Annotated in this window: 13 protein-coding genes; 4 read left to right on the top strand and 9 right to left on the bottom strand. The window is 67.9% G+C overall.

What is annotated here, in order from left to right; genetic code table 11:
* The first annotated feature begins 137 nt into the window (after nt 1–137).
* On the top strand, nt 138–533 hold the full coding sequence (locus IB227_RS09785; protein WP_225591642.1) for a hypothetical protein: 396 nt from the start codon (nt 138–140) through the stop codon (nt 531–533).
* 115 nt (nt 534–648) lie between these two features.
* Here IB227_RS09785 and adhP read toward each other — a convergent pair whose 3' ends face one another.
* Both adhP and adh read right to left on the bottom strand, forming a co-directional pair.
* On the bottom strand, nt 649–1,677 hold the full coding sequence (adhP, locus tag IB227_RS09780; protein ID WP_192287179.1) for an alcohol dehydrogenase AdhP: 1,029 nt from the start codon (nt 1,675–1,677) through the stop codon (nt 649–651).
* Nucleotides 1,678–1,780: 103 nt separating this feature from the next.
* Complete coding sequence (gene adh / locus IB227_RS09775) at nt 1,781–3,310, bottom strand: aldehyde dehydrogenase (RefSeq protein WP_192287178.1); 1,530 nt, start codon at nt 3,308–3,310, stop codon at nt 1,781–1,783.
* Between the two features lie 243 nt (nt 3,311–3,553).
* Here adh and IB227_RS09770 point away from each other — a divergent pair, with 243 nt between their 5' ends.
* Nucleotides 3,554–5,410, top strand: a complete 1,857-nt coding sequence (locus IB227_RS09770; RefSeq protein WP_192287177.1) for a sigma-54-dependent Fis family transcriptional regulator — start codon at nt 3,554–3,556, stop codon at nt 5,408–5,410.
* A gap of 159 nt (nt 5,411–5,569) precedes the next feature.
* Here the strand turns inward: IB227_RS09770 and eda are convergent, their stop codons facing one another.
* Both eda and IB227_RS09760 read right to left on the bottom strand, forming a co-directional pair.
* On the bottom strand, nt 5,570–6,208 hold the full coding sequence (gene eda / locus IB227_RS09765; protein ID WP_192287176.1) for a bifunctional 4-hydroxy-2-oxoglutarate aldolase/2-dehydro-3-deoxy-phosphogluconate aldolase: 639 nt from the start codon (nt 6,206–6,208) through the stop codon (nt 5,570–5,572).
* A complete protein-coding gene (locus IB227_RS09760; RefSeq protein WP_192287175.1) occupies nt 6,195–7,217 on the bottom strand; it encodes a sugar kinase in 1,023 nt (340 codons plus the stop codon). The genes eda and IB227_RS09760 overlap by 14 nt, the downstream gene beginning before the upstream one ends.
* Nucleotides 7,218–7,491: 274 nt before the next feature.
* Here IB227_RS09760 and IB227_RS09755 point away from each other — a divergent pair, with 274 nt between their 5' ends.
* On the top strand, nt 7,492–10,239 hold the full coding sequence (locus IB227_RS09755) for a TonB-dependent receptor (protein ID WP_192287174.1): 2,748 nt from the start codon (nt 7,492–7,494) through the stop codon (nt 10,237–10,239).
* A 139-nt stretch (nt 10,240–10,378) separates the two neighbouring features.
* The gene (locus tag IB227_RS09750; RefSeq protein ID WP_192287173.1) at nt 10,379–14,185 is read left to right on the top strand and encodes a LamG-like jellyroll fold domain-containing protein; all 3,807 of its coding nucleotides are present in this window, start codon (nt 10,379–10,381) and stop codon (nt 14,183–14,185) included.
* 189 nt (nt 14,186–14,374) lie between these two features.
* On the opposite strand, the gene IB227_RS09745 is transcribed toward IB227_RS09750, so the two are convergent.
* The 5 genes from IB227_RS09745 to IB227_RS09725 form a co-directional block, all read right to left on the bottom strand.
* Complete coding sequence (locus IB227_RS09745) at nt 14,375–15,250, bottom strand: methylglyoxal synthase (protein WP_132864034.1); 876 nt, start codon at nt 15,248–15,250, stop codon at nt 14,375–14,377.
* Between the two features lie 64 nt (nt 15,251–15,314).
* Nucleotides 15,315–16,760: an FAD-dependent oxidoreductase gene (locus IB227_RS09740; RefSeq protein ID WP_192287172.1), complete on the bottom strand. Its 1,446-nt coding sequence runs from the start codon at nt 16,758–16,760 to the stop codon at nt 15,315–15,317.
* Nucleotides 16,761–16,981: 221 nt separating this feature from the next.
* Nucleotides 16,982–21,436 (bottom strand): glutamate synthase large subunit, encoded by a 4,455-nt coding sequence (gltB, locus tag IB227_RS09735; RefSeq protein WP_192287171.1) that lies wholly within the window; start codon nt 21,434–21,436, stop codon nt 16,982–16,984.
* A 320-nt stretch (nt 21,437–21,756) separates the two neighbouring features.
* Nucleotides 21,757–22,146 (bottom strand): I78 family peptidase inhibitor, encoded by a 390-nt coding sequence (locus IB227_RS09730; RefSeq protein ID WP_132864030.1) that lies wholly within the window; start codon nt 22,144–22,146, stop codon nt 21,757–21,759.
* Nucleotides 22,147–22,222: 76 nt separating this feature from the next.
* Complete coding sequence (locus IB227_RS09725; RefSeq protein ID WP_192287170.1) at nt 22,223–22,546, bottom strand: hypothetical protein; 324 nt, start codon at nt 22,544–22,546, stop codon at nt 22,223–22,225.
* Nucleotides 22,547–22,739: the final 193 nt, after the last annotated feature.

The raw sequence follows: 22,739 nt of genomic DNA, 5'->3' as shown, positions 1-22,739 counted from the left end.
GGCGGGCAGCCGTCCAGGGCCCCGCTCTGCCCTGCCCCATTCACCGACCGTCTCTCACTGTTCGCTAACAGGCAGCTCACGGCGAACTGACGGGAAGGGGCGTAATTGTGGCTGCCCCGCAGGAGGAGGGTCGTGCCATGTACCGCCCTGACCGTGTCGAACACCGCCCCGCCCCGACGTTGTTCCGGGCTGATCCGAGCGTGATCCGGCGCGGGCGACTGCAGCGCAACGCGCATGCCGCCGACGAGGTGGCGCAGGACTTCGTGCAGTACAGCCTGGATGACTACGCGCGTCGCCGTCGTGGCGCACTGCGCTGGCGTGACCTGCAACCGGCCTATGCCTTCGCGCTGGTCACGCACGCGGCGGATTGGCCGCGCGGCAGTGCCGACACCGAAGCCGAGCTGGCCGCGCACTGGGAGCAGAGCCGTGGTGAATCGCGGCTGGGCTGGGAGAAGGTGCGCGGGGTGATCGAGGATGCGTGGCTGGCGCTGGATCGGATGCCGACTGCCGCGGTGCACGTGCGGGCGGGCTGAGGGAGAAAGCCCAAAGCGACCCCTCCCCGGCCCTCCCCTGGGCTGCGCCCAAGGGAGGGTGTGTTCATGGCTTCCACCCTCCCCTGCACCTTCGGCGCAGGCGGGGGGCAATGCATCAGGCGCTGAAATCCAGCACCACGCGGCCTTCGATGGCACCGGCGTGCATGCGCGCGAACACGTCGTTGATGTTTTCCAGCGTGTCGGTGCTCACCGTCGCGGCGACCTTGCCGTCGGCGGCGAACTGCAGCGATTCCTGCAGGTCCAGGCGGGTGCCGACGATGGAGCCGCGCACGGTCACGCCGTTGAGCACCATGCCGAAGATGTTGAGCGGGAAATCACCCGGCGGCAGGCCGTTGAGCGATACCGTGCCGCCACGCCGCACCATGCCCAGCGCCTGCTCGAAGGCCTTCGGCGAGACCGCCGTGACCAGCGCACCGTGGGCGCCGCCGATCTCCTTCTTCAGGAACGCGGCCGGGTCGGTGGTGCGGGCGTTGACGGTGACGGTGGCACCCAGGCGCTTGGCCAGGGTCAGCTTGGCCTCGTCCACGTCCACCGCGGCCACGTTCAGGCCCATCGCCTTGGCGTACTGCACCGCCATGTGGCCCAACCCGCCGACCCCGGAAATCACCACCCAGTCGCCGGGCTTGGTGTCGGTCATCTTCAGGCCCTTGTACACGGTGACACCCGCGCACAGCACCGGGGCGATCTCGACGAAGCCGACGTTGGCCGGCAGGTGGCCGACATAGCCGGCGTTGGCCAGCGCGTACTCGGCGAAGCCACCGTTGACCGAGTAGCCGGTGTTCTGCTGGCTCTCGCACAGGGTTTCCCAGCCGCCCAGGCAGTGCTCGCAGTAGCCACAGGCCGAGTACAGCCACGGCACGCCGACGCGGTCGCCTTCCTTCACGTGGGTGACGCCGGCACCCACCGCCACCACGTGGCCAACGCCTTCATGGCCGGGGATGAAGGGCGGGTTGGGCTTGACCGGCCAGTCGCCTTCGGCGGCGTGCAGGTCGGTGTGGCAGACGCCACAGGCTTCGATCTTGACCAGGATGTCACCGGCGGCCGGGCGCGGCACCGGTACTTCCTCGATGGTCAGCGGCTTGCCGAATTCACGAACCACCGCAGCTTTCATCGTCTTGTCCATCGTCGATCTCCTTACTGGGGGATAGCCCTACTCTGACGCCGGCCCATGTCCGGCGCATTGATCGTGATCACGCCCGGCACGTTGGCGTGCCGGGCATGCGGGGTCAGAAGAAGCCCAGCTTCTTCGGTGAATAGCTGACCAGCAGGTTCTTGGTCTGCTGATAGTGGTCGAGCATCATCTTGTGGTTCTCGCGGCCGATGCCCGACTGCTTGTAGCCTCCGAACGCGGCATGCGCCGGATAGGCGTGGTAGCAGTTGGTCCACACCCGCCCGGCCTGGATGGCGCGGCCCATCCGGTACAGGCGCGAGGCGTCGCGGCTCCACAGCCCGGCACCCAGGCCGTAGGCGGTGTCGTTGGCGATCTGCAGGGCTTCTTCCTCGGTCCTGAAGGTGGTCACCGAGACCACCGGCCCGAAGATCTCCTCCTGGAAGATGCGCATGTCGTTGCGGCCCTTGAATACGGTCGGCCTGACGTAGAAGCCGTCTTCCAGGTCGCCGTGCAGCGTGTTGCGCTCGCCGCCGATCAGCACCTGCGCGCCCTCGGCCTTGCCGATCTCGATGTAGGACAGGATCTTGTCCAGCTGCTCCTTCGAGGCCTGCGCGCCGACCATGGTGTTGGGGTCCAGCGGGTTGCCCTGGACGATCGCCGCCACGCGCGCCAAGGCGCGCTCCATGAACGCCTCGTAGATCGACTCCTGGATCAGCGCACGCGACGGGCAGGTGCACACCTCGCCCTGGTTGAAGGCGAACATCACGAAGCCTTCCACCGCCTTGTCCAGGAAATCATCGTCCTCGGCCATCACGTCGGCGAAGAAGATGTTGGGCGACTTGCCGCCCAGCTCCAGCGTCACCGGGATCAGGTTCTGGCTGGCGTACTGCATGATCAGCCGGCCGGTGCCGGTTTCGCCGGTGAAGGCGATCTTGGCGATGCGCGGGCTGCTGGCCAGCGGCTTGCCGGCCTCCAGGCCGAAGCCGTTGACGATGTTGAGCACGCCCGGCGGCAGCAGGTCGCCGATCACTTCCATCAGCACCAGGATCGAGGCTGGGGTCTGTTCGGCCGGCTTGAGCACCACGCAGTTGCCGGCGGCCAGCGCCGGGGCCAGCTTCCATGCCGCCATCAACAGCGGGAAGTTCCACGGGATGATCTGCCCGACCACGCCGAGCGGCTCGTGGAAGTGGTAGGCCACGGTGTCCTCGTCCAGCTGCGACAGGCTGCCTTCCTGCGCGCGCAGGGCACCGGCGAAGTAGCGGAAGTGGTCGGCCATCAGCGGCACGTCGGCGTTGAGCGTTTCACGGATCGGCTTGCCGTTGTCCCAGGTCTCGGCGTGGGCGATCAGCTCCAGGTTCTGCTCGATGCGGTCGGCGATGCGGTTGAGCAGGTTGGCGCGCTCGGTGCTGGAGGTCTTGCCCCAGGCGTCCTTGGCGGCATGCGCGGCGTCCAGTGCCAGTTCGATGTCCTCGGCGTTGGAGCGCGCCACCTGGGTGAACACCTTGCCGGTGACCGGGGTGATGTTGTCGAAGTACTGGCCGCTGCGCGGCGCCACCCATTGGCCGCCGATGTAGTTGCCATAGCGGGGCTTGAACAGCGACTGCGGGTCGGTGGCCATGGGCTTGGTGGACAGGACTGCGTTCATGCGTGCATCTCCGGGATCAGCAATGGGATGGACCGCGCGCGGCGGTGGTCCCTGCAAGGCGCAAGAGCAGTGCCAACTTCGCCGTGCTGCGTTGCCGCACGCGGCAAATGCCGCCGGGACGGCGCCGCGGGGCGGCCGGTGTTGCGCCGCATCAGCCGCGGACGTTGCAGTGGCCACGGCACTGTGCTGTTAATCGGAACAGGCAAACGGACACCTGTCGCAATCTGCGACACAGGAGTTTCCATGGCACAGCTACCGCAACACCGCGTGGGCAACGCCCGGCGTTCGTTCTTCGAGCGGGGCACCCTGCCCGTCGGCACCGTGCCCGATGCCATCCTGCAATCGTGGCGACGTTGCCAGCGCAGCGGCCTGGCGGTCGATGCGCAGCCGCAGCTGGAACCGCTGCCCGGTGCCAACCTGCGTGAACTGCGCGAGCGCCACGAGCGCCTGTGGCACCTGGCGCGGGCCGAGCTCGATGGCCTGGCCGCGCATGCCGCCAGCACCGACAGCATCGTGCTGCTCACCGACGAATCCGGTTGGATCCTCAATGCCGAGGGCAATGCCGGCTTCCTGGACAGGGCCGGCCGCGTCGCGTTGATGCCCGGCGTGTGCTGGAGCGAAGCGGCGGTGGGCACCAATGCCATCGGCACCGCCATCGTCGAAGGACGGGCCATCGAGGTGCGCGGCGGCGAGCACTTCTTCGCGCCGCACGGCATCCTCAGCTGCGCGGCCACGCCCATCCATGACCCGCATGGGCAACTGGTCGGCGTGCTGGATTTCACCGGACCGGCCAGCGTGCAGCAGATGCATGCGCTGGGCCTGGCGCGGTTGGCGGCCAATCGCATCGAGCACCGCTTCTTCGAGAACGGCATGGACAGCTGCGAGCTGCTGCGCCTGCACCACGACCGCGCGCTGCTGGGGACCGCCGGTGAAGGGGTGCTCGGTTTCCGCAATGGACGGTTGGTGGCGGCCAACGGCGTGGGCTTGCGCCTGTTCGGGCTGGAGCGTGGTGACATCGGCCGCGCCTCGTATGAGGCATTGTTCGATGCACCGCTGTCGCGCATGCGCGATGACGGCATGCTGCAGGACCGTAGTGGCCGCATCCTGCACGGCCAACTGGAGGCGTCGGCGGCGCGCGTGGCGCGTGCGCAGGTGGTATCCGTGCCGGTGCCGCAGGCGCGCCCCGCCCTGCCCTTGCCGGCGGCCGGCACGGTATTCAGTGCGGCGCAGGAACTGCAGCTGGCGCGCGCCGGCCGCGTGCTGGAGGCCGGTCTGCCGGTGTTGCTGCAAGGCGAGACCGGCACCGGCAAGGAGGTTGCGGCGCGCGCGCTGCATGCGCGTGGCAGCCGTGCCGGCAAGCCGTTCGTCGCGGTGAACTGCGCGGCGCTGCCGGAAGGATTGATCGAGGCCGAGCTGTTCGGCTACGAGGAAGGCGCCTTCACCGGCGCGCGTCGCCAGGGCAGCCCGGGCCTGTTGCGCCAGGCACAGGGCGGCGTGTTGTTCCTGGACGAGATCGGTGACATGCCGCTGGCCCTGCAGCCACGCCTGCTGCGGGTGCTGCAGGACCGCGAACTGTCACCGCTGGGGGGCGGCAAGCCGGTCAAGCTGGATTTCATGCTGGTCTGCGCAACGCATTGCGATCTGCAGCAGGCGATGGATGAAGGTCGTTTCCGTTCGGACCTGTACTACCGCATCGCCGACCACGTGATGCGCTTGCCGGCGTTGCGCGAGGAAGCGGACCGTACCGCGCTGGTGCAGGCGCTATGGGCGCCGTTGGCGCAACAGCGCACGTTGTCGGACCAGGCCCTGCAGAAGCTGGCGGCCTACCCCTGGCCGGGCAACCTGCGGCAGCTGGTGGCCTGCCTGCGCACGCTGGTGGCGTTGAGCGAGCCGACCGCGGTGATCGCGGCGGAGGGCTTGCCGGAATATCTGCTTGTGGCGTACCCGCCTGCCGTCGTCCCGGCCGGCGATGGCAGCCTGCAGGAGATGACGCTGGAGGTGATGCGCCAGGCGCTGGCGGCGTGCAATGGCAATGTCAGCCAGGCGGCGAAGCGGCTGGGGGTGAATCGCAGTACGTTGTATCGGCGGTTGAAGCTTTAGGAGCCAGACCCCTCCCCAACCCTCCCCTTGGCTGCGCCAAAGGGAGGGAGCAAAAGCGTCAATCGCTGCTATCTGAAAGACCTCGCATGACCGCCCCCTCCCTTTGGCGCAGCCAAGGGGAGGGTTGGGGAGGGGTAAGCGCCCTGCCCCGTCATTCCATCAACCCGGCAACACCGACGCCTGTCGCGCCAACTGCTCGATGCCGGCCCAATCACGTGCCTGCAACAGCTCGCGGGTGGTCAGCCAGCTGCCGCCCACGCACAACACGTTGGGCAGGTGCAGGAACTGCGCGGCGGTCTGCGCGCTGATGCCGCCGGTCGGGCAGAAGCGCACGTCGCCGAACGGGCCGTTCCAGGCCGAGAGCATGGCCGCACCACCGGCCTGCACCGCCGGGAAGAACTTGAACGTATCCAGGCCCTGCTCCAGCCCGCGCATCAGTTCCGAGGAGGTGGCCACGCCCGGCAGCAACGGCAGGTCGGTGTCGCGCGCGGCGGCATACAGCCGGTCGGTGGCGCCCGGCGATACCGCGAAGCGCCCGCCAACCGCCTTGACCTGTTCCATCTGCGCCGCGGTCAGCACCGTGCCGGCGCCCACCACCGCATCGGGCACCGCCTCGACCATCGCCTTGATCGCGTCCAGCGCGATGGACGTGCGCAGTGTCACCTCGATCACCGGCAGCCCGCCACGGAACAAGGCATGTGTCACCTGCACCGCATCGTCCACGTCCTCGGGGGTGAACACCGGGATCACCGGGGCCAGTTTGAGCACTGCGCGTACGCGCGGATCAGCGCCGGACATCGAATTTTCCTTCGCCCATCAGGGCCATCACGTCGGCCACGCCGACCGGGTTGAAATCACCGGGGATCGAGTGCTTCAGGCAACCGGCCGCCAGGCCGAAGCGAAGGGTGGTGTCGGCGTCCAGGCCCTCGATCAACCCGTGCAGCACGCCGGCAGCGAACGCGTCGCCACCGCCGATGCGGTCAATGATATCGGTCAGCTCCTGGACCGGTGCGACCGTGCGCGTGCCATCGCGGCCGAGCAGCATCGCGCCGATCGAATGGTGGCCCACGCTGTGCGCGGTGCGCTGCGTGCAGGCCATGTACTGCAGGCGCGGGAAGGCGGCGAAGGCCATCCCCGCGGCCGCGTCCACGCGCGCCTGCGCATCGGCCTGCGCGAACTCGCCGCCCAGCACCACGCCGATGTCACGGTAGTCGGCGAACACGATGTGTGCGCAGTCGAACAGGTCGCGCAGGATCGCCTTGGCGTCCCCGCCCCAACGTTCCCACAGCTTGGGCCGGAAGTTGCCGTCGAAGGAGACCTTGATGCCCAGTGCGCAGGCCGCGCGCGCGGCGTCCAGCGTGGCCTGCGCCGCCTCCGGCCCCAGTGCCGGGCTCACCCCGGACAGGTGCAGCCACTGCGCGCCCTGCAGCAGCGCCGGCCAGTCGTAGCTGTCGGCGCGCGCGCTGGCGAAGGCCGAATCGGCGCGGTCGTACACCACTTCACTGGGACGGTGGCCGGCACCGGTGGTCAGGAAGTACAGGCCCATGCGGCCTTCGGCGCGGCGCACCCGGCCGGTGTCCACGCCGTGGCGGCGCAGCTCACCGGTGACCGCCGCACCGAGCGGGTTGTCGGCGACCACGCTGACCATGGCCACGTCATGGCCGAAGTGGGCCAGCGACACGCCGACATTGGCTTCGGCGCCACCGCAGTGCACATCCAGGGAAGGGCTTTGCAGCAGCAGCTGGTGGCCGGGGGCGCCCAGCCGCAGCAGCAGCTCACCGAAACAGACAACGCGGGGGGAATTCATCGGGACTCCTGCTCATCGTCGAACCGGCGCGCATCATGGCACGGGAAATTGACTATCGGTGTCATTTCACCGTTTCTGTCCTCCTGTCCCGTCGCCGCAATGGGCGGGAATGTCCTTGGGACAAGGTATTGCAAGGGTCTTGCGGCCTGTTGCAGTGCAAGATGCCCCACCTTCACGCAGCTGCTACTTTCCGTTTTGACTAGCGGTGTCATCCGCGCTCAGCAGTACATAACGATCAGCCGATTCGCATGTAGACCTTGGAGAGGGGAAGCACATGGATCCACGTAACGCATCAAAAAAGACACCGGTTACCTTGCTCGCGCTGGGCATCGGCCTGGCCCTGCAGGCCGGCACCGCCGCCGCCCAGGACGCGGGTACCGCGGCGACCGAACTGGATGCGGTGACCGTCACCGGCTACCGCGCCAGCGTCGAGAAGGCCCTGGACATCAAGCGCGGCGAAACCGGCATGGTCGATGCCATCGTCGCCGAGGACATCGGCAAGTTCCCGGACAGCAACCTGGCCGAATCGCTGCAGCGCATCCCCGGCGTGGTGATCACCCGTGACGGCGGCGAAGGCCGCAACATCTCGGTGCGCGGCCTGGGCCCGGACTTCACCCGCGTGCGCATCAACGGCCTGGAAGCGCTGAGCACGGTCGGCAGCAGCGATGGCCAGGGCGGCACCAACCGCGGCCGCGGCTTCGACTTCAACGTGTTCGCCTCGGACCTGTTCTCGCAGCTGATCGCGCGCAAGACCGCCTCGGCCGACGTGGAAGAGGGCTCGCTGGGCGCCACCGTGGACCTGCGCACCGCGCGTCCGTTCGACTATGACGGCCTGACCATCGTCGGCAACGTGCAGGCCGGCTACAACGATGCCTCGCAGTCGGCAATGCCGCGCTTCGCCGGGCTGATCGCCAACAGCTGGGCCGACGGCAAGTTCGGTGCGCTGCTGTCGGTGGCGTACTCCGAGCGCGAGACGGTGGAAGAGGGCACCGGCACCGTGCGTTGGGCCGGTGGCACCACCAATGGTGGCTTCAACCCGGCCTCGACCTTCAAGGATGCGCTGCGCTCGGACGTATACTCGCCGCGCTTCCCGCGCTACACGCTGATGGAGCATGACCAGAAGCGCCTGGGCGTGACCGGCGCGCTGCAGTTCAAGCCGTCCGACCGCACCACCTTCAGCCTGGATGCGCTGTACTCCAAGATCGACGCCAAGCGCGACGAGAAGTACATCGAAGCCAATGGCCTGAGCAAGTCCAGTGCCGATGGCAAGAAGGAAATCCTGGTCAACGACGGCGAAGTGCGCAACGGCGCGCTGGTCTACGCGCAGATGGACAACGTCGACATCCGCGCCGAGAACCGCCACGACGAGTGGAGCACCGAGTTCTACCAGGTCAGCCTCGACGGCGAGCACCGCCTGAGCGACAACTTCACGATCACCGGCAAGGTCGGCACCTCGCGTTCCAAGCACGAGAACCCGATCCAGGCCACGATCATGATGGACAAGCTCAACGTCCAGGGCTACAGCTACGACTACCGTGGCAACGCCAACAAGCCGGTGTTCAACTACGGCATCGATCCGACCGACCCGAACGGCTGGACGCTGTCCACCGTGCGCCTGCGCCAGAACTACGTTTCCAACGACTTCGACAACGGCCAGCTGGAATTCTCCTGGGCCATCGCGCCGTCGTTCACGCTGGAAGGCGGCATCCAGGCCAAGAATTTCCGCTTCGATTCGATCGAACGCCGCCGTGCCGGCACCGAGACCAACGTGCCGACCTTCAACGGCAGCAAGATCGTGCCGGCGGACATGACCGAGCAGGCCAGCCTGCAGGGCATGAGCGGCTCGCCGGGCAAGTGGGTGGTCCCCAACTTCGACGCCATCGTCAATGCCTACGGCATCCTCAACGGCACCGGCGACTACGCCCTGGTCGATTACGCGGCCAGCATGCGCAGCGTCACCGAGCAGGACCGCGGCGCCTGGTTGATGGGCACGTTCGGCTTCGACATCGGCTCGGTGCCGGTATCGGGCAACATCGGTGCCCGTTACGTGAAGACCAAGCAGAGCTCCACCGGCGTGGCCACCGCGAGCGGCACGCCGATCAGCACCACGGTTGGCCGCGAGTACAACGATTTCCTGCCGTCGCTGAACCTGGTGGCCGAGATCACCCCGGACTTCCTGGTCCGCTTCGGCGCGGCCAAGGTGATGTCGCGTCCGGGCCTGGGCAGCCTGACCCCCGGCGTGACGGTCAATGTCAGCGGCAGTGCCCGCACGGTGAGCGGCGGTAACCCGATGCTCGACCCGATCCGTGCCAAGACCGCCGACCTGGGCTTCGAGTGGTACTTCAACGCCGGTGCGATGCTGGGCGTGGCGGTGTTCTACAAGGACATCGAGAGCTTCATCCAGAACACCCGCGAAAGCCGCATCTATTCGCAGAGCGGCCTGCCGGCCAACCTGCTCGATGGCACCACCGCCAGCGTCACCGACGAGTTCGTGTTCACCGTGCCGATCAACACCCCGGGCGGTGACCTGACCGGCGTGGAGTTCAACTACACCCAGCCGTTCACCTTCCTGCCGGGCAAGTGGTCGAACCTGGGCATGCAGCTCAACTACACCTACGTCGAATCCAAGATCCAGTACCTGACCAGCTCCGGCGCCGCGGCGCAGAAGACCGACCTCACCGGACTGTCGAAGAACGCGTGGAATGCCACGCTGTTCTACGAAGGCGAGCGCTGGTCCGGGCGTGTCTCGGCCACCAACCGTGACGACTACCTGATCCAGGTACCGGGTACCGAGGCCGGCTTCAACAGCGACGCGCAGGGCGTGCACGGCCAGAGCGGCACCACCTTCCTCGATGCCTCGATCCGCTACCGCATCAGCGACCAGCTGGAGATCAGCCTGGAAGGCGCCAACCTGACCAACGAAGCACAGGAGTCGTGGGTGTCCAACCCGTCGGTGTCGCTGCCGCTGGAATACAGCGAGACCGGGCGCCAGTACACGCTGGGCCTGCGCTACAAGTTCTGATGCTGCAAACCCGCCCCGGTGCAAGGCCGGGGCGGGGCAATGATGGTGCGACGCAGGATGTGAAGACGCGTTGGCGTCGCTAACTTGGCCCCTCGCATGCGGAACCGTTCCGCCGCTGCATGCTTCCAAGAGACGCCCGATGTCCCCACGCTCCATTGTTTCCGCACTGCCCCCGTTGCTTCTGGCTTCCGCGCTGCTGGCTGCTCTCCCGGCGGCAGCGCGGGCTTCTTCGCCGGGCATGCTGTTCCGCGTATCGGCCGACAACGGTTTCGTCGCCGACAGCGCCCAGGGCGACCCGGTACCGAACTTCCAGGACAAGGTGAGCCTGGTCGATGACGGCGCGCACGGACGCGCCATCCAATGGCAGGACGACGGCGTGCTGTCCTGGAACGCGCCGGGCAACATCCAGGCCGCGCGCGGCACCCTGTCGTTCTTCTGGCGCGCACGCTACGCGGTGGGTGAGGCGCCGTTCGTGATCTTCCGCGTCGGCTACGCCGACCACAGCAGCTGGGACATGGCCTGGCTGCGCATCGACTGGAACGGGCAGGGCTTCGACGCCTTCGTCACCGACGCCAACCTGGCGCGTACCCGCGTCTCGTTCAAGCTCGACCACATCCCCCGTCCCGAGCAGTGGCAGCACATTGCCTTCGGCTGGGACGAGGACCACGGCGTGCGGCTGTTCGTGGATGGCCGCGAAGTGGCGCGCGCCGAAACCACCGGTGACTATGACGCGGCGCTGGACCAGTTCGGCCTGGCCGGGCGGGTGATGGCGCCCTACCAGGTACAGAGTCGCTACAACTTCCTGCGCGGCAGCGACGTCGACGAGATCCGCGTCTACGACCGCCTGCTCGATGCCACTGCCGTCGCTGCATTGGCGCGCAATGCCGAGCCGCGCATCGCCGGGGAGGGGACCGGTTCGCAACGCGCGTGGTGGCACCGCCACGGCTGGGATGGCGCGCCGCCGCCGTTGCTGTCCACGCCGGTGACCACGGTCCGCAAGATCGAGTTCGCCGACGTCAAGGACAAGCAGCAGTGGATGTGGAAGGGCACCGACGGCATCGCCGAGACGACCTGGCCCGGCGTCTACAACCGCTCGCGCCTGCCCGGGCGCAATGACTACTTCCAGCTGCCGGACTGGAACACCTACGTCGAAGGCGGGCAGCGGCTGGACCTGACCGTGCCCGACGGCGAACGCATCAACCGCGTGGAGATCCGCGGCGCGGCGTTCGGCACGCTGGCCGGCACCGCAGGCACCCTGTTCACCCGCCCCAGGGGCGTGGTGCGCAGCGTGGACGGCTTCACCGAGCAGCGCGGCGGGGTGCTGCACTTCAGCAACGTGGAGCAGGAGACGCCGATCCAGGAACTCTGGGGCTACCACGTCAGTGACGCAGCCGAGCCGGAAGGAACGGTCAAGCAGCGCTACCTGATCGACAGCAGCGTGCTGCCGGACTACACCAACATCGCCCCCCTGCGCGACTACATCGACGGCCGCTTCGCCGCCGATGAGCGCAGCACGGTGATGGCGCTGCCCAAAGGGGCGGGCGCGCGCAAGCGTGGCGCGGACACGTTGCCATCCGCGCCGGCACCGATCGTGCACGTGCTGATCCCCTCCGGGGTGGGCGATGCGCCGGCGGCGCAGCCGCTGATCCGCAGCTGGGCCTACAGCTGGGAGAACATGCACGACGGCCTGGATGGCGTGGCCATCGACATCCCCGCACTCGACCTGCCGGCCACGCATGATGGCCCGGACGGGAAGGTCATCCCGCTCAACATCCGCATCAAGGACCCGATCTGGCCGGCGCGCGACATGATCGACGTCTCGGTGTCGGTGAAGCCGGGCCAGGTACGCACGCTGTGGCTGGACCTGCGCGACCGCATCCTGACCGCCGACAGCCTGTGGCTGTCGATCGCCTCGGCCGCACCGGGCTTCAACGCCACCTCGCTGGACGGGGCCGAAGTGCGCCTGGTCTTCAAGGACCGCAAGGAGGCGATCAAGGAGCACGTCGCCGACCGCTTCAACCAGGCGCGCGACAACTGGGGCTTCCTGGTCGAGGAGCACACCACCTCCAAGCGACAGCGCCTGTACGCGCGCGTCTACGCCGACCTCAGTGACCTGCTGCGGGTGGACCCGGACCACGCGCTCGGCCGCTTGTACTGGAACTACATCAGCTACAACAGCCAGGGCAGGCCACCGTTCACCGCGCCGCAAGCGCCGAAGGACGTGCCGGCGTGGGCGTTCAACCAGCTCGAGGACCTCAAGCACGTGCGCCGCTTCGTTGACTGGTGGATCGACGAACGGCAGGTGGCGTACGGCGATTTCGGCGGTGGCATCTCCGACGATTCCGACCTGACCCAGCAGTGGCCAGGGCTGGCCCTGATGGGCGTGCAGCCGGACAAGCTCAACGCCTCGCTGACCGCGTTGTCCGACGCGGTGTACCGCAACGGCATGTTCTCCCATGGCCTGAGCACGATCGAGACCGACGAGTTGCATGCCTACGAGGAGGGCATCAACACCAACAGCGCGATGCTGTACCTCAACTGGGGCGACCCGCTCACCGTCGAGCGCCTGATGGAGACGGTGAAGGCCTTCGATGAACGCATCATCCTGCCCAATCCGCAGGGCCACCTGCTGTTCTCCAGCAACTGGTACGGCGGCAACAAGGTCTACCGCGAGCCGAACTGGCAGTGGCAGAAGCCGTACTCGTTCCCGGCGCTGCACCCGGCGTTCCTGGTCGGCGAGTACAACGCCGACCCGACCGGTCGCAAGCTGGTCACCGGCCTGGCCGACAGCTACCTGGCCCATGCCTACACCGACGACAAGGGACGCTGGGCCTTGCCCAACGAAATCCACTGGGCGACCGGCAAGACCCGCGGCGGCGAGTTGAACCAGGGCTCGGGCAGTGGCGATGTCATGCACCTGTTCTGGGCGGCCTGGCGCTGGAGCGGCGATGACCGCTACCTCAAGGGGCTGGACTACCGCGTGGCGCGTGGCGGCCCGGGCGTGCTGTCCAACCTCGGCGAGAACTACATCGACGTGCTCGGCCGCCAGCAGGACTGGGGCAAGCAACTGCTGGCCGAGGCCGACAAGGGGGCCGGCGGCTTTGCCAACATCAGCGCCTGGCAGCTGACCGGCGACATGAAGTACCTGCAGCAACTGCACGCCGATGGCATCCAGGCCAAGGCGCAGCGCGAGTACATGAACACCGAAGGCCACTGGTGGAGTGATCGCGTGGAAGCACCCAGCGAGTTCCTGCAGCGCGTGCGCCTGGGCGGCATTGCGCTCAAGCGCAACCAGAGCTGGCCGGGCCACACCCTGAGCTGGTCGTTCGCGCAGCCCGACGGCGCGGAGCAGGTGGCGCTGGCGGTGCATGCGCCGTCGCGTGAGGCGTTCAAGGTGATTGCCTACAACGTGAGCGCCACGCCGCAGGATGCGACGTTGACCGGTTGGAACATCGCGCCGGGCACCTGGCGGGTCCGCAGTGGCGTGGATCGTGATGGAGACGGTGTCATCGATGGCACCGCACAGGTGCGCGAGGTGCTGCTGGAGAAGAGCGTCGGCACTGGCCTGCGCTTCCTGCCGAAGCAGACCCAGGTGTTCGAATTCACCCTGGTCACGCCGGGCGAACCGGTGGAGACGCGTGCGGACCTGGGCATCGGCCGCGGCGACCTGCGCGTGGAAGGCGAGCGCGTGCTGTTGACCGTGCACAGCCTGGGCCACGTGGCCACGCGTGCCGGGCATGCGCTGCTCGAGGATGCGCGCGGGCGTGAAGTGGCACGGGTGGCGATTCCGGCCTTGGAGGCACCGCGGGACCTGGTGCCGCGCACCGTGGAGGTGGCGTTGCCGTTGCCGGCCGGTTTCAACCGTAGCGGCGCGCGGGTGCGGGTGATGCAGGACGGGCAGGGTAGCGAAGTGACGCTGCGTAACAACAGTTTGCTGCTGAACTGAGGAGAATCGCGAAGAGCACCCCTCCCCAGCCCTCCCCTTGCCGATGGCAAAGGGAGGGGGCAAGAGCAGGCTTCATCGCGAACTGACAGCACTAAGCAGAACCGCCCCTCCCTTTGCCGCAGGCAAGGGGAGGGCTGGGGAGGGGGCGCTTGAAGGGGCTTCAGCGAGAAACCCGGCCCGTCGGGACGCTCACCCCCGCCAGCGACGCAGCACCGCGGCCTGCGCCCAACGCGCGGCGATGTTCGGCGCGGTGATGCACACCGCTTCATCGGTCACGGTGGTCACCGCACGCTCCAGCAACTGGATGTCGGCCTCATGCTGGCGCGCCACGTGCGGGTCCTCGAAGAAGATCGCGCGTTGGCAGCGGTGCTCCAGCACGCGGTCGGCGATCTGTGCATCGCCGCCGAGCGGACCGCTCTGGAAACGCTGCACCCATTCCTTCTCGCGCGGCCAGCCGCGGCTCCACGCCATCTCGTTCAAGCGCTGGCCAGTGGTGCCGGTACCCACGCGTTCGGCGAACTGCGAGAGCACGTCGAAGTGCTCGGCGGCGAAGGCCAGCATCTGCGGCTTGCGCGCGTCGTGCGCGATCAACGCCAGGCACTGGTTGCCGAAGTCATTGAGGTCGTCCGCACCGGGGTCCGGCGCCAGACCGGCGTGGATGCGCTCCATCTCGATCCAGTCACGCGCGGTGGCCACCGTCGAGATGAAGGGCTTGCCGTGGATCACGCACTGGCGCTTGAGCGCGATGGCCTCGGGAAAGATCGAGGACGGGTCCACCGGATCAATGAAGTAGATCGCGCCATCGAGCGTGCGCTCCGGCGAGCCCATGCCAACGACTTCGGCGACCAGCTTCATCAACCCGCCCTCGCGGCCATACGGGTAGCGGTGCAGGGCAGGGTAGTCGGCCAGCGGGCCGGCGCCGACGATGGCGTCATGGGTGCGGCCCACCGCATGCAGTTCCAGGCCCAGTTCGCGGATGCCGCCCTCGCAGGCACGCAGCCAACGGAACAGCGCCGCGTCGGTGCTTTCATGGTGCAGTCGGTTGGCGGCCAGGCCGATACGCATGACGGGAAACATCCGGAAGGGAGACGCCGCTAGTGTACGGCGTGCTCCGTTACCGCAAAGCGGCTCAGGCCTGCAGCAGCGTGACGATGCTTTCGGCGGCGTCGCGGCCTTCGGCCACCGCGGTCACCACCAGGTCCGCACCGCGTACCGCATCGCCGCCGGCGAACAGCTTGGGGTTGTGGGTCTGGTAGGGCAGGCGGCCGGCACCTCCGGCGATGATGCGGCCATTGCCGGTGGCTTCCACGCCCTGCGAACCCAGCCACTCGGGCAAGGTCGGCGAGAAGCCGAACGCAATGATCACCACGTCCGCCTCCAGCAGCGATTCACTGCCCTCGATCGGCTCGGCGTTGCGGCGGCCATTGGCATCGGGCGCGCCCAGTTGCGTCTCGACCACGGTCACGCCGATCACTTCGTCGTCGGCACCGGCCTCGATCGCCAGCGGCTGGCGGTTGAACAGGAAGCGCACGCCTTCCTCGCGGGCGTTGGCCACTTCGCGCGCCGAGCCCGGCATGTTGGCCTCGTCGCGGCGGTAGGCACAGGTGACGCGCGCCGCGCCCAGGCGGATCGCGCTGCGCACGCAGTCCATGCCGGTGTCGCCACCGCCGAGCACCACCACGCGCTTGCCGTTGAGGTCGGGCAGGGCGATCTGGTCCTCCCAGCCGGCAATCGGTCGGCCATGCGGATCGTTGCCGCCGACGATGCGGCTGTTCTGCACCAGGAACGGCAACGCCGGCAGCACGTTCTTCAGGTCCTGGCCGATCAGCCCGCCGTCGGTGTAGCGGTACGCACCGGTGCCGAGGAACACCGCGTCATAGTCGGCCTGCAGTTGATCGACGGTGATGTCGCGGCCGATTTCCACGCCCAGCCGGAATTCCACGCCCATGCCTTCGAGGATCTCGCGGCGGCGGCCGATCACGCTCTTGTCGAGCTTGAAGCTGGGGATGCCGAACTGCAGCAGGCCGCCGATCTGCTCATAGCGGTCGAACACCACCGCCTGGATGCCGGCACGCGCCAGGCGGTCGGCACAGGCCAGTCCGGCCGGGCCGGCGCCGACGATGGCCACGCGCTTGCCGGTGGACTGCACCGCGTGCAGGTCCGGCTTCCAGCCGGTGGCCAGTGCGGTATCGACGATGTACTTCTCCACCGCGCCGATGGTGACCGCACCGAACTCCTCCAGCGTGCAGCTGCCTTCGCACAGGCGGTCCTGCGGGCAGACGCGGCCGCAGACTTCGGGCAGCGGATTGGTCGAGTGGCACAGTGTCGCGGCTTCGTGGATGCGGTCTTCCTGCACCAGCTGCAGCCACTGCGGGATGGCGTTGTGCACCGGGCACTTCCAGCTGCAGTACGGGTTGCCACAGTCCAGGCAACGGCCGGCCTGGTACTGCGCGTCGGCCTTGTCGAACTTGCCGTACAACTCGCCCCAATCGCCGGACGTGCGCAGTTCCACCGGGATGCGCTGCGGCATGGTGCGGGGGAGGTCGAGGAACTGGAAGGCTTGCTTGCGGCTCATGGTGGGGAACTCGTGATGTCTGGGAAGGAGCCCTTCTCCCGCATGCGGGGTGAGGGCTTGTTGCCTACGAGCCACTGGCTCGTACAAGACCGAACGCCCAGCGCGCTGCGCTGGGCAGGGGCGCGGAGCGAGGTGCCCCGAAAGGGGCGGATGAGGGGCTCTGCTTTCGAAGCGCCCTCACCCCAACCCCTCTCCCGCTAGCGGGAGAGGGGCTTCTGGCGTCATGCAGCGTTGCGCAGCGCGGCAGCCAGCGATTCGATGCTGGCCGCCTTGGGCTTCACCAGCCAGAACTTGCCGACGTAGTCGCGGAACTCATCCAGGATCTGCTGCGCCCAGATGCTGCCGGTCATCTCGCGATGACGGCCGATCAAGGTGTGCAGGTGCTGGCGGTAGCTTTCGAAGCCCTCGGCCGAGATGCGGTGGATGTCGATCAGCTCGTGGTTGTAGCGGTCCACGAAATCGCGGTCGATATCCAGCACGTAGGCCAGGCCACCGGTGAAGCCGGCACCGAAGTTCAGGCCGACCTTGCCGAGCACCGCGACGATGCCGTCGGTCATGTACTCGCAGCAGTGGTCGCCGGCGCCTTCGATCACCGCCAGCGCGCCGGAGTTGCGCACACCGAAGCGCTCGCCGGCGCGGCCGGCGGCAAACAACTCGCCGCCGGTGGCGCCGTACAGGCAGGTGTTGCCGATGATCGCCGTGTTGCGAGCCTCGAAGCGCGCACCGCGCGGCGGGCGTACCACCAGCCGACCGCCGGCCATGCCCTTGCCGACGTAGTCGTTGGCCTCGCCTTCCACTTCCAGGTTCAGGCCATCGACGTTGAACGCCCCCAGGCTCTGCCCGGCGGTGCCGCGGAAGCGTAGGTTCAGCGGTGCCTCGGCCATGCCGTGGTTGCCGTGCGCGCGGGCGATGGCGCCGGCCAGACGCGTGCCCACCGAGCGGTCGGTGTTGTGGATCAGGAAGCGATGCTCGCCGCCGCGCTTGTGCGCGATGGCATCGGCCAGCAGGTCGTCCATCTGCGTGGCCAGGCTGTCCGGTGACTGGTACAGGCGCTGTGCGGCGCAATGCGACCCCTGGTACTGCGCTGGTGCGAGCAGGCGCGACAGGTCGACCTTGACGCCTTCGCGCGGCGAGACTTCCAACTGCTCCAGCAGGTCGGTGCGGCCGACGATCTCATCCAGCGAACGCGCGCCCAGCAGCGCCAGCCACTCGCGCACTTCCTCGGCCAGCAGCCGGAAGAAGTTCTCCACGCGCTCGGGCAGGCCGGTGAAGTAACCCTCGCGCAGGCGCTCGTCCTGCGTGGCCACGCCGGTGGCGCAGTTGTTGAGGTGGCAAATGCGCAGGTACTTGCAGCCCAGCACGATCATCGGGCCGGTGCCGAAACCGAAGCTGTCGGCACCGAGCAGCGCGGCCTTGATCACGTCCAGGCCGGTCTTCAGGCCGCCATCGGTCTGCAGGATGGTGCGCCCGCGCAGGTCGTTGCCGATCAATGCCTGGTGCGACTCGGCCAGGCCCAGTTCCCACGGCACGCCGGCATAGCGGATCGAGCTGATCGGCGAGGCACCGGTGCCGCCATCATGGCCGGACACGGTGATCAGGTCGGCGCCGGCCTTGACCACGCCGGCGGCAATCGTGCCAACGCCGGCATGGCTGACCAGCTTCACCGATACCAGCGCATCCGGGTTGACCTGCTTGAGGTCATAGATCAGCTGCGCCAGGTCCTCGATGGAATAGATGTCGTGGTGCGGCGGCGGCGAGATCAGGCCGATGCCCGGCTTGGCGTACCGCAGCCGCGCGATCAGTTCGTTGACCTTGTGGCCGGGCAGCTGGCCGCCTTCGCCGGGCTTGGCGCCCTGGGCGACCTTGATCTGCAGCACTTCGGCGTTGACCAGGTACTCGGCGGTGACGCCGAAGCGGCCCGAGGCCACCTGCTTGATCTTGGAACGCTTCTCGGTGCCGTAGCGCACCGGGTCCTCGCCGCCTTCGCCGGAGTTGGAACGGCCACCGAGGCGGTTCATCGCAATCGCCAACGCCTCATGCGCTTCCGGCGACAATGCACCCAGCGAAATGGCGGCGGTGTCGAAGCGCTTGAACAGCGCTTCGGCCGGTTCCACTTCATCCAGCGGCACCGGCGTGGCCCCCGGCTTGAGCTGCAGCAGATCGCGCAGCGCCGAGGTCGGGCGCGAATGCACCGCGTCCATGTACTTGCGCCAGTCCTCGGCCTTGCCGGTGCGCGCGGCGCGCTGCAGGGTCAGCACCACATCCGGGTTGTACATGTGGTATTCGCCGCCATGCACATACTTGAGCAGGCCGCCCACTTCGGCCGGCGCCAGCTCGTTCCACGCACGCGCGGTGAGTTCACGCGCTTCGGTATCCAGCCGCGCCAGGTTGACGCCGCCGATGCGTGCGGTGGCATCCGGGAAGCACAGCTGCACCACGTCCGGATCAAGGCCGATGATCTCGAACAGCTGCGCGCCGCGGTAGCTGGCCACGGTGCAGATGCCCATCTTGGAGATGATCTTGCTCAGGCCCTTGTAGATGCCCTTGCGGTAGCTGCGGCCGATCTGCGAGACCTCACCGCCCTTCTTCAACTGCAGGATGCCGCGCCGGCCCATGTCGAACAGCGTCTGGTAGGCCAGGTACGGGTACACCGCGGTGGCACCGTAGCCGAGCAGGCAGGCCATGTGGTGCGCGTCGCGTGCGGTACCGGTCTCCACGATCAGGTTGACGTCGCAGCGCAGGCCCACCTTGGACAGGTGGTGGTGCACCGCGCTGGTGGCCAGCAACGCATGCACCATCGGGCGCTCCGGCACCGGGTAGCGGTCGGACAGCAGCAGCACCACGATGCCCTCGCGCGCGGCCTGCTCGCACTGCGCGCAGATCCGCTCGATGCCGGCCTTGATGCCTTCCTCGACGCTGTAGGACAGGTCGATCAGGCGATTGCGGTCGACGTACTGCGCCATCTTCACCAGCTGGCGCAGCTTGCGCTGGCTGAGCACCGGCGAGTTGAGGATGACATGGTTCACCGTCTCCGGGCCGGCATGGAAGATGTTGGTCTCCTTGCCGAGCTGGGTGCTCAACGACATCGCGCATTCTTCGCGCAGCGGGTCGATGGGCGGATTGGTGACCTGCGCGAAGGCCTGGCGGAAGTAGTCGTACAACGGGCGCGTATTGCGGCTGAGCACGGCGATGGGCGTGTCGTCGCCCATCGAGCCGGTGGCTTCCTGGCCGGTCTCGGCCAGCGGCCGCAGCACCTGTTCCACCTCTTCGGAGGTCAGCTGGAACAGCTTGTGGTAGCTGCGCAGGGTCGGCTCGTCGAACGGCTCCTCGGCCAGCGACGGGTCGATCAGCTCGGTCTGCAGGTAGGTCACGCCCTGATGCAGCCACTGCTTGTACGGCGCGCGCGCGCGGTTGATGCGGTCGATCGCGTCCGAGTCGAGCAGGTCACCGCGCTTGAGGTCGATGGCCATCATCTGGCCTGGGCCCAGCTTGCCCTTGCGCACCACGCGCTCGGTGGGCACTTCCCACACGCCGGCTTCGGAGGCGACCAGGAAGTGGCGGTCGGAGGTCAGCATCCAGCGCGCCGGGCGCAGGCCATTGCGGTCCAGCGTGCAGGCGGCATAGCGGCCATCGCAGGCGACGATGCCGGCCGGGCCGTCCCACGGTTCGGTGTTGAGCCCGTAGAACTCGTAGAACGCGGCCAGGTCGGGGTCCTTGAACTCCAGCGACTGGGTCGCCGGCGGCACCAGGATGCGTAGCGCCTGGATCAGCTCCATGCCACCGGCGACCATCAGCTCGAGCATGTTGTCCATGCTCTGCGAGTCCGAGCCGTGCATCGAGATCACCGGGTCGAACTGGGCGATGTCGAACTTCGGGGTCTTCCACACCTTGCTGCGCGCCTGCGCCCAGTGGCGGTTGCCTTCGATGGTGTTGATCTCGCCATTGTGGGCGAGCATGCGGAACGGGTGCGCCAGCGGCCAGCGCGGCATCGTGTTGGTGGAGAAGCGCTGGTGGAACACCACCACGCTGGCGGCCAGTTCGTGGCGCTGCAGGTCCGGGTAGAAGCTGCTCAGCTTGTCCGGCAGCACCATGCCCTTGTAACTGATGGCATCGGCGCTGAGCGTGGTGACGTAGTAGTCGGCCACCTCGCGCAGCTGCTGCTCGCTGCGGCGGCGCGCCAGGAACAGCGCGAGCGCGAACTGCTCGGCGCCCTGGCTGGCGTCGGCGTCGACGAATACCTGCTCGATCTTCGGCAGCGTATCGCGGGCCAGTTCACCGCAGACGCTGGCATCGGTGGGTACCTCGCGCCAGCCGCGCGGGTGGCAGCCGGCGCTGCGCAGTTGGGCATCCAGTTCGTCGCGACAGCGCTGCGCGGCGTCGGCGTCGTGCGGCAGGAACACCACGCCGGCGGCGAAGTTCGGGCCGATGCGGATGCCGGCTTCCTCGGCCAGCTGGCGCAGGAACACGGTGGGCTTGCGCAGCAGCAGGCCGCAGCCGTCGCCGGTGAGCCCGTCGGCGGCTACGCCGCCGCGGTGGGTCATGCGCGAGAGCGCGGCGATGGCGGTGTCGACCAACAGGCGGGACGGCTGGTCATCGAGCTGGGCGACCATGCCGAAACCACAGGCGTCGCGTTCGTCTTGCGGGTCGTAAAGCCCTTGCGGGGTACCGGCGGCCATCTGTGCCTCGTAGCGATGTCAGGTGAGCGGCGACACTTCCGCCCGCTCGCCAAGCACGCCATGCACACGGGGGTGAGGCGCGCCGCACGTACTGCAATCGCTCGGCTTGTCTGGGGAAAGGCTGGAGGTGGTCGCCGTCACGGCGGTCGTTACCAGCGCAGGCGCCCTCGCGCTCACCCAGTGCACACGATGTGCTCTTCCTGGAGCGCACCTGAAGGTCACCGGATGCGATCGACTAGATCACACATGTTGCGACGCCGCAATACATCGTTGCTTGCGCAACCAAAGCCTTGCAGGACAAGGCTTTGGCGGTTTCCTGTTCAGCCGCAACGGACGCCGCTGATGACGCCCTTGTCATCCACTTCGATGTTCAGGCGTTCGCCGATGAACTCCATGGTGATGGGCTGGTTGGGCTTGAGCAGGCGGACATCGTTGGCGCCGGCGTCTTCCTTGGCCTGCGCCTGCATGGCGTCGGAATAGGTCTGGCCGACCAGACCCTGCACCTGGCTGGCGTCGCAGCTGCCCGGCGGCGGCGGGGTGGGATCGGCATCGGCGGCAGCGGCCTGGGCGGCCTGCTGGGCCTGGTCCAGGACCTGGTCCTGCTCCTCCGGGGGTGGGCCCTTGCAGGCGCCCAGCAGCAACACGAGTGCGGTGGTGGCAATCAGGGCGGCGGGGCGGCGCAGGGCGCGCGGCGTCGACGGGAATTGCATCGGTACTCCAGAGCATGTGAAGACGGAGCAAGCATATCGCTTGCATCCGTACCTGTGCCGCTTCCGGTGAACGGATTCAGCCGCAGCGCAGTGCGGTGATGTTGTTGGTGCGGCCGACTTCGATGGTCAGGTGGTCGCCGCCGCTGCTGGCCGGTGCCGGTTCGGAGGCGGTGGTGGTGCCATCGGAACCCCGCACCACGCTGACGTGCAGGCTGTCGCTGTCCACCCGCGCGCGCTCCACCGTGCCGGGGCCGGCGGCCAGGCCAACCGCGCCGCGCACCCTGTCGGTGTGGCATTGGCCCGAGATGACGCCGTCGATGGGTTGCACCTGGGTGACCTGTGCGGTGCTGCAGGCGGCGCAGGCCAAGGAGAGACCAGCCAGAAGAACAATGCGGTGCATGGCGCGCTCGGCTTCGATGGGGGAGGTCCAGCCTGCGATGGCGGGGGTAAGCAGCGGGTGAAAGGGGGCGGTTCCCGGGCAGGAGCGCCCCCTGCCCAGCCTATGGCAATGGCAGGGAGCGGATCATGGCTCCCGGTCCGTATCCGCAAGCCGACGCATTGGCTCCCTCCCTTTGCCAGCGGCAAGGGGAGGG

Origin of the sequence: Stenotrophomonas sp. STM01 (assembly GCF_014852135.1) — a bacterium.
GTDB lineage: Bacteria > Pseudomonadota > Gammaproteobacteria > Xanthomonadales > Xanthomonadaceae > Stenotrophomonas > Stenotrophomonas capsici.
The sequence above is the reverse complement of the archived record's forward strand: the minus strand, read 5'-3'. Positions and strand labels throughout refer to the sequence as shown.